This window comes from Myxococcus sp. AB036A (assembly GCF_006547355.1).
Taxonomy (GTDB): Bacteria; Myxococcota; Myxococcia; order Myxococcales; family Myxococcaceae; genus Myxococcus; species Myxococcus virescens.
On record NZ_VHLC01000024.1, the window covers coordinates 87,454 to 94,669 of the forward strand.

The 7,216-nt window shown below is 70.3% G+C and carries 6 protein-coding genes; 2 read left to right on the forward strand and 4 right to left on the reverse strand.

What is annotated here, in order from left to right:
• Positions 1-2: 2 nt before the first annotated feature.
• Entirely contained in the window at positions 3-920 is a 918-nt protein-coding gene (locus tag FL344_RS12905) for an ABC transporter ATP-binding protein (protein WP_140876830.1), read from the reverse strand.
• Complete coding sequence (locus FL344_RS12910) at positions 917-3,220, reverse strand: glycosyltransferase family 39 protein (protein WP_141618731.1); 2,304 nt, start codon at positions 3,218-3,220, stop codon at positions 917-919. The genes FL344_RS12905 and FL344_RS12910 overlap by 4 nt, the downstream gene beginning before the upstream one ends.
• Before the next feature lie 266 nt (positions 3,221-3,486).
• Here FL344_RS12910 and FL344_RS12915 point away from each other — a divergent pair, with 266 nt between their 5' ends.
• A complete protein-coding gene (locus tag FL344_RS12915) occupies positions 3,487-4,698 on the forward strand; it encodes a hypothetical protein (protein ID WP_141618732.1) in 1,212 nt (403 codons plus the stop codon).
• Positions 4,699-4,704: 6 nt separating this feature from the next.
• Entirely contained in the window at positions 4,705-5,583 is an 879-nt protein-coding gene (locus FL344_RS12920) for a hypothetical protein (protein ID WP_141618733.1), read from the forward strand.
• 82 nt (positions 5,584-5,665) lie between these two features.
• On the opposite strand, the gene FL344_RS12925 is transcribed toward FL344_RS12920, so the two are convergent.
• Together FL344_RS12925 and FL344_RS12930 are read right to left on the reverse strand one after the other, a co-directional pair.
• On the reverse strand, positions 5,666-6,217 hold the full coding sequence (locus FL344_RS12925; protein WP_141618734.1) for a hypothetical protein: 552 nt from the start codon (positions 6,215-6,217) through the stop codon (positions 5,666-5,668).
• A gap of 90 nt (positions 6,218-6,307) precedes the next feature.
• Positions 6,308-7,216 (reverse strand): tetratricopeptide repeat protein (locus tag FL344_RS12930; protein ID WP_368667426.1); only part of this gene is annotated, 909 nt, incomplete at its 5' end.

Genomic DNA, 7,216 nt, shown 5'->3' on the forward strand with positions numbered 1-7,216 from the left:
GGCTACCCCCTCCCCTCGCGCAGCAGCTCCAGATAGACCTCTTCCAGGGGACGCTGCGTGGGCACCGCGCTGTGCACCCGCGCGCCCGCTCCCACCAGGCACGCCACCACGTCGGGCGCCTGCGCATCGTCCGCCAGCATCACGCGCAGCTTCGGCCCTTCGGCCAGCACGTTGGGCGCGAAGGGCAGTTGGGCCAGCGCGACACGAAAGCGCTCCGCCTCCCCTTCCACGCGCACCTCCAGCGCCTGTCCCGCGTGCCGCAGCTCGCGGACCGGGCCCATGGCCAGCAGGCGGCGCTTCACCACCGCCACGCGCTCACACAGGCGCTCCACCTCCGCCAGGTTGTGCGAGCACAGGACGATGGTGCGCCCCTCCGACGCCAGCTCCGCCACGGCGTCGCGCACGGTGCGCGCCGACTCCGGGTCCAGGCCGCTGGTGGGCTCGTCCAGGAAGATGACCTTCGGGTCGTGCACCAGCGTCCGGACGATGGCCAGCTTCTGCCGCATCCCTTTGGAGAAGCCGCCCACCGGCTCCTCCTCGCGCCCACCCAACCCGAAGCGCTCCAGGTAGTGCCGGGCCCGAGGCCAGGCCGCGGCTTCATCCAGCTCATGCAGCTTCATGAAGAAGCGCAGGTTCTCCCGCGCGGTGAGCCTGTCGTAGAGGCCGGGCTGCTCGGTGAGCAGGCCCACCACCTTGCGCAGCGGCTCGCCGTCGCGGTCCACCCGGTGGCCCCACACGGTGGCCTCGCCCTCGGTGGGCTGAAGCAGCCCCGTGAGCATGCGCACCGTGGTCGTCTTCCCCGCGCCGTTGGGCCCCAGCAGGCCGAATACCTCGCCGGGCCGCACGTGGAAGGACAACGCCTCCACGGCCACCCGGTCTCCGAAGCGCTTGCCCAGGTCCTGGACGTGGATGCCGCTCAATCGATGGTCACCAGGACGAACTTGTTGTTGATGTCGCGGTCCACCGGCGTGACGACCTTGTCCGAGCCCACCGCGGTGCGCAGCAGGTTGAGCCGGTTGTGCTCCACCAGGGCCCACTCACGCCCCGGCCGCTGCGCCAGGGCGCGCATGCGCGCGTTCGCGTCTGACACGCGGTACTGCTCCACCGTGTTCTGCGAGTAGAACGTCTCGCCGCGCCAGTTCATCATGTACGCGACGATGGGCTCGCCCGCCTGACGCTGCGCGTAGTAGCGCCAGAAGAGGTCGCGCTGCGTCCAGTGGTGGGACAGGTCCACCCAGTGGTTCCAGTTGAACCAGAGGGCCATGCCCGCCGCGAGCACCCAGAAGGTGCCGAACAGCATCGCCCGCGCCCGCATCAACGACGCCACCACCGCCATGCCGCCCGCCACCGCGAAGGCGAAGCCCAGCGTCTTCTTGACGTTGACGGGCTCCGACAGCGCCTTGAGCAGCGAGTCCTCCGCCGCCGGCTGGCGGAAGCCCCGCACCGCGAACGCGATGCCCACCACCGCCAGCACGCCGGCCAGTGTCTGGAGCGACGCGCGGCCTTCCGCGCCCGGCCGCATGGACTCCCACGCCAGATAGCCCGCCACCGCCAGCACCGCCACGCCCACCAGCGCCTTGGCGGACACCTGGGCCTGGGCGCTCACCGCGCCCAGCGTCGCCACGCCGCCCAGGAGCAGCATCAGCGCCACGGCGCGCGCGCTCGGCGTCGTCCGGGCCCGCCCCTTCGCGGAGAAGGCATCGAAGGACAGGTAGACGCCGAAGGCCAGCAGCACCAGCGTCACCAAATCGCCCGTCCACAGCGGGCGCGAGGTGAAGAACGCGATGGGCTTCGTCACCAGGTCCTGCGGATAGGTCCGGTCGTAGTTGTAGACGAACAGGTCGGTGAAGATCTTCGGGTTCTCCGCGATGTTCTTCCCCACCAGGACGAAGAGCAGGAACCCGAAGATGAGGCTCACCGCGTGCGCGGAGATGCCCTCCTCCCACAGCCGGTCGATGAAGAGCGCCAGGAGGACGGCCACGCCCGGCAGCACCGGGAAGACGTAGTGGTGGAACTTGGTGGCGCTGGACGACAGCAGCCAGAAGGAGAAGGCCACCCACAGCACCGCGATGATGGCCAGGTGGTCCGCCGCCTTCTCCGAGCGCAGCTTCAGCCGCGCCACCACCGCGAAGGCGCCGGGCAGCAGCGCCACCCAGGGGAAGATGGCGAAGCCACCCTGCTCGATGAAGTAGATGAACGTGCCGCCCGGCGTGGTGGTGTGCACGCCCGCCGTGAGGCGGTTGAGGTGGTCGTGGACGAAGAAGCGGTACCAGAAGAGCTTGCCCTCATCGTCCACGGAACCGAAGAGGGACAGCGTCAGGTACCAGGGGCCCGCCACCGCGAAGAACACCAGGATGCCCGTGCCCAGGTGCATCTTGAACATCTGCCCCCACAGCACGGGCATGGGCTGCCGGCCCTCACGCACGTCCTTGCGGAAGCGGGACTGCGTGAGCCACTTCAGGTGCGCGTCCAGGCTGTCGCTGTCCCAGGGGATGACGGACAGGGCCGCGTACAGCACCAGGATGACGGCGGGCAGGCCCACGCCCAGCAGGCCCTTGGCCAACGCGGACAGGCCGGCGAAGAAATAGAAGCCGTACCACCAGGCGGCGCGGTGCTTCGTCGTCGCATCCAGTTGGCCGATGAGCGCGCACGCCATGGCGCAGATGAAGGTGGTGACGAAGGGCGTGTCCGTCACCGTCTGCCGCGTGAGCAGGAAGTACAGCGGCATGGTGGCCAGCACGAAGCCGGTGGCCAATCCCGCGCGCCGGGACACCACGCGCGCAACCGCCAGTGACAGCAGCGCCACCGCGGTGATGCTCAGGAGCGCGAAGGGCATCCGCATGCCCCACTCCGTATAGCGGCCCAGCATCCCACCCGGGTTCGCCGCCCCCACCACGTTCATGCCCAGCGCCTGCATCCACATCGTGAGCGGCGGCTTGGAGAAGAACCACGAGTTCTCCCAGAAGGGATACACGTAGTCCTGGCGGACAATCATCATCCGCGCGACTTCGCCGTAGTGCGTCTCCCAGGGGTCCCAGAGCCCCACCGCGCCCAGGTAGGGAAGGAAGAGCAGGGCCGCGAAGCCCGCCGTGGCCGTCACGACGCGCAGACTGAGGGACAGCTCCAGCCACCGCTTCGCCCACTTCGCCTGGAAGAAGTCCTTGCCGAGGATGGCCTCGACGAAGGTCTGCTCCCGCTGCTGTTCGACTTCGCTCTCCACGGACTGAAGCTCCTTGAGTCGTTCCGGGCGGTGGGCCGCCCACCCTCGGCAGGACGCGGCGTTATATCCCCGCGGCCCCCTCCGGTCGACCACCGCCAACGGGCACTGCCGTGAGCCTGACTGCGCGCCGCTGTGCAGGGGGATGTACACGACAGGGGCGTCAACCCCGCGAAAGCACGGCTCCTCGGCAGAGGCACGGCGCTTGAAACGCCCGGGGCCGGCGGTGCGTCCCGAGGCCGACGGGACGTGGCCGCCGAGGAGACATCATGCTCGCCCCCGCAGTGTCCCTGGCTTGCGCCCTCTTGCTCGCGCAGCCAGGGAACGAGGCCCCTGTCCTTCAGCCGCCCACCACCCCGCTTCCGGTCCAGGCATGGCGCGCCCCCACGGTGTGCTTGCGGCTGCCACCGACGAAGAACGTTCCCTCCGGTGAGTGGCGGGCCCAGTGTGACGACACCGCGCAGGTGTGCCGGGTATCCCCGTTGAGGGAGCTGGACGCCGAGGGCGTGGAGACGGACCGGCTGCAAGCGCGGGCGACGACCTGCTCCAGCGGGTTCGATGAGGAAACGGCGGAGCGGGTGAAGGGTTATCGAATGGAGCCGGCCCGCGCGGCGGCCCCACCCGGCTGGTACCGCGACGAGCGCGGGCGGATGATGCAGTTCAACTTCGACCTGAACCGCCGCGTCTGGCTCGGAGGCGCCTGGGCGCCCCTGTGGCATGACGGCCAGGTGCAGGGCCGCATGCGCGCCGACTTCGGCATCGCGGTGGAGGCGCCGTCCCACCGGGGGAAGCGGCTGCACCGGCTCCGCTTCCTGGAGACGGAGCTGCACCTGGGCGAGCCCTCGCTCGACCTGACGGCGGCGCGTTATGACTTCAGCGTCGAGCGCGACAACCCGCTCTTCAGCGTGACGACCTTCTTCGGCAAGCCGCGGCGGTATGACCTCCACCTCAACCTGGGTTTGTGGATGGAGACGCTCCGCGTGGAGGAGCTCGAACGCAGCGGCGAAGCGGGGCGCTTCCTCACCTGGGGCACGCTCCACGCCACGGTGGACCTGTGGCGTTCGAAGGACCTGGTGTCCTACGTGCGCGTGCGCGCCGGTCCATCCTTCGAGCGGGACTACGCGAATGGCTTCAACACCTTCGTCCCCGGCGCGGCGCTCGAAGCAGACCTGACGCTGGACCGGGACGGCTTCCACCACCTGCGGCTGGGGGTGGAGGCGGAGAAGGTGTTGCTGGCCCCGGCCGTCGCGGGCCGCCCGCTGAGGCCGGAGCGGCTGCGGCTCCAGGCCGGCTACGAGGTCATCCTCCTGGCCATCAACGACCAGCCGTTGAGCCTGCTCGTGGATGGCCGCGGAATGAAGCGTGGCGACATCGCGGGCGTCCCCGAGCAGTGGGAATGGTCCGCGTCCGCGGGCCTGCGCTTCTCCCTCTGGGCTCCCGCGCGTCGCTCCGCGCCCCTGGCCACGTCCGTGAAGGAGTAGGCCTCCATGCTGATGCTCGGACTGGCGCTGCTGCTGGCCACCGCCGCGGACGTGCCGCGGGGCGTGCCCGATGACGACGCCTGCGTGGCCCTGGACGAACGCGGTGAGCGCTACCCCATCTGCTTCGACCCCGGCGACGGCTTCGTGGTGGGCACGCGCACGCGGCTCAGCCGCTCGGCGATGGCGCAGGCGGTGCGCACGGGCGTGCACATCCGAAGCGGACGCAGCAGCCGGAGCAAGGGCTCGCCCTGGTTCAACAACCACCGGCTGCTCGGTCTGGAGGCGTGGGCTGGGGAGCAGCGTGGGCTCACCTTCACCGCATATGACGGGACGCTGCGCCGGCACCTGGAGGAAGGCTTCATCCTGGTGCCCACGGCGCGGCCAGCGCGCATTCCCTTCCCCTTCGACGTGACGGTGGCGCTGCGACTGGGGCACCTGGAGCGCCGCGTCTGGGAGGGCCCCGGTTGGACCTTGGAAACGGGACGGCTGGGCCTGCTGCTGGACCCGATGCGCGCGGAGACGGAGCGGGTGTGGTTCGGCGTGGGGCCCGTCGCCGGGCACGCGGTGCGGCGCTCACAGGAGGGCGTCTCGCACACGGTGGCGCCCTTCACCGAGCTGATGTTCGACGCGGGCCTGGAGTCACGGGACGGACTGTGGGCCCTGCGCGCATCGGGGCTCGCGGGCTGGAGCATCGGAATCGAGCGTGGGCTGTACTTCCGCGCCAGGACGGACGTGGGCCTGGAGCGCGTCGTGCTCGCGGTGGCGGACCAGCCCGTGGTGCTCCAGTTGAGCGGGGCCTATGTCCACCGGGACGCGGGGCTGGACCGGCGCAGTGAGTGGACCGCGAACGTCGGGCTCGCGGTCCGAGTTTTCGGCGCCCGATGATGCGAACAACGACTTCCTGCTCAAGGACAAGGACTGAAGCAAGGCGCCCGGGCGCTCCCCCCAAGGAGCGCCCGGCGCTGGCTCACTTCGGCTCTGTCGGCGTGACGGCGCCGTTCAACACGTTCACGAGCGTCGCCCCCAGCGCCACAGGCGGGTAAGGCACCGCGGAGAGAACGGAGGTCGCCGAGTCGATGACCGCGTGCGCCTTCTGCGACGGCGTGGACGTCGGGTTGGTGAACACGTCCCGCGTGTTGGACAACGAGGACAGCGTGCTGAAGACGTTCAGGAACGGCACGGCCTTGCCCACCGTCTTCGCGACGGTCGTCGAGGGCATCGACGAAGGCATGTTGCCCTGCAGCCCATCCTTGATGACGCGGACGCCCGACTCGAAGGTGTCCGCCACGTTGATGGCGTTGTTCGCCGTGCCGGACATGCTGCCCACCTGGCTCATCACCGAGTGCGGCGGCGTCTGGACCTGCTCCGATGTCCCGCTCTTGCCTCCCACGCTCTTCGCGCCGGTCGCTCCGAGCTGAAGTGCGTTGACGGTCCTGTCCCCGATTTCCACCCCGGTGGCGCCCAGATTGACGGGCAGCTTGCTGGGCGAAACGGTCGGCTTTCCAAAAATCCTCGTCATGGTGTCCCCCCTCTGCGTGTGCCTTCGGCCTACATTGGGGTTATCTGCGATGATTCTCGGGAGTTTCGCCTACACTTTCCGACCTGATTTTCAGTGGTGAGGCGCAGCCTCCAGCACCGTCCGCAGCGCGAGTTCCGCCGCGCGCAGCCGGGCATCCTGAGGGTCCACCCGGCGCGCTTCCACCAGGCGCTCCAGGGCCCGCGCGACATTGCCGCGTGACAGCTCACAGCGCACGCCGGCCTCCAGCGCGCCTGTGTCCCAAGGCCCGTACACCCGCGCCTCCGCGGCGGCGTGACACCCCTCCTCCACGCGCGATGCCTCCAGGAGCGCGCGCGCCAGCTCGACACGCGTCTCCACATGAGCGGGCGCCAACCGCACGGACTCGCTCAACGGCGCCACTGCTTCCTTGGGAAGGCCCAGGCGGCGCAGCACTCCGCCCAATGCACGCAGCGGTCCCGGCGCCCCCGGAACGAGCAGCGCTTTGGCCCGCGCCTCGCGCAGGACGGACGGCTCGTCGAAGCGCACCTCCGCCACCATCCGGTCCACCACCGCGCGGTAGGCGGGGTACGCCGCGGGCCAGGTGAACACCAGCCGGTACACCCACTCCCCCCGTGGCACGAAGAGCGCCATCAGATGAGTGGGCCCCCCTGGCCCCTCCAACTCCGCATGCAGCCGCTGCGCGCTCCGCCCGCCCACGCGCGCCGCCACCGGCCCCGTCACCTCCAGCGTCCGCCCCTCGGGGCTCGGAGCGCCCTGCACCAGCACCTCCTGCTGGAACTGCCGCGCCTGGACCGAGCCGTCTCCTGGCTCTCCCGCCTCGATGGCCTCCGCCGAGAAGGTCGCGCGGCCACGCCCCGGCAGCCCGTTGGAGAAGGCCCGCCGGCCCTGCCCGTCCACGTCGCCCCGCCAGTCGCGCGGCAGCGCCACGGAGAGGCCAAAGCCGTCATCCCGCTCCGTGCGCCAGACGGAACGCTCCGCCACCACGCCCCCCGTCACCAC